At 72.7% G+C, this 686-nt stretch carries 2 protein-coding genes; both read right to left on the reverse strand.

Going from position 1 to position 686, the window contains the following annotated elements; translation table 11 throughout:
* Nucleotides 1–192: hypothetical protein (locus QQJ96_RS16790; protein ID WP_284333171.1), on the reverse strand; the 192-nt coding region annotated here is incomplete at its 3' end.
* On the reverse strand, nt 189–686 hold a 498-nt coding region (locus tag QQJ96_RS16795; RefSeq protein WP_284333172.1), incomplete at its 5' end, for an acyl-CoA dehydrogenase family protein. The genes QQJ96_RS16795 and QQJ96_RS16790, both read right to left, overlap by 4 nt.

Below are 686 nucleotides of genomic sequence, written 5' to 3' on the forward strand. Positions count from 1 at the left end.
CGGCGCGAGCCCGCCGCCGCGCGCGCGCGACCACGCGAGCAGGATCGCGCCGGCGAACGCCATGCGCACGCCGCTGGTCAGAAACGCAGTAAGCCCGCCGTGCATGGCGACGCGCTGGCCGAGGAACACCGAGCCACCGACGAGGTACAGCGCGGCGAACGCGAGGATGATCTGGGCGCGGGACGGCGTCATCGCGATTGGCCATGCAAGAGGCTGCGGGCGATCACGATGCGCTGGATCTCGCTCGTGCCCTCGAAGATGCGGGTGACGCGCACGTCGCGCAGCGCGCGCTCGACGGGAAAGTCGCGCACGTAGCCGTAGCCGCCGTGGATCTGGAGGGCGGCGTCGCACACCTTCCACGCGTGCTCGGTCGCGAACAGCTTGGCCATTGCCGACTCCTGCGAGTACGGCTTGCGCGCTTGCTTGAGCGCGGCGGCGCGCAAGGTCATCAGCGACGCAGCGTCGAGCCAGGTCGCGGCGTCGGCGAGCATCGCGCCGATCGCCTGGTGCTCGATGATCGGCCGACCGAACGTCCGGCGCTCGCCGGCGTAGCGCAGGGCGGCCTCGAACGCGCCGCGCGCGATGCCGATCGCCTGCGAAGCGATGCCGATCCGGCCGCCGTCGAGGGCGAGCAGGGCGAGCGCGAACCCACCGCCCACGGCGCCGAGCACGGCGTCGTCGCCGAC

This window comes from Dyella flagellata (assembly GCF_030160275.1).
Lineage (GTDB): Bacteria > Pseudomonadota > Gammaproteobacteria > Xanthomonadales > Rhodanobacteraceae > Dyella_B > Dyella_B flagellata.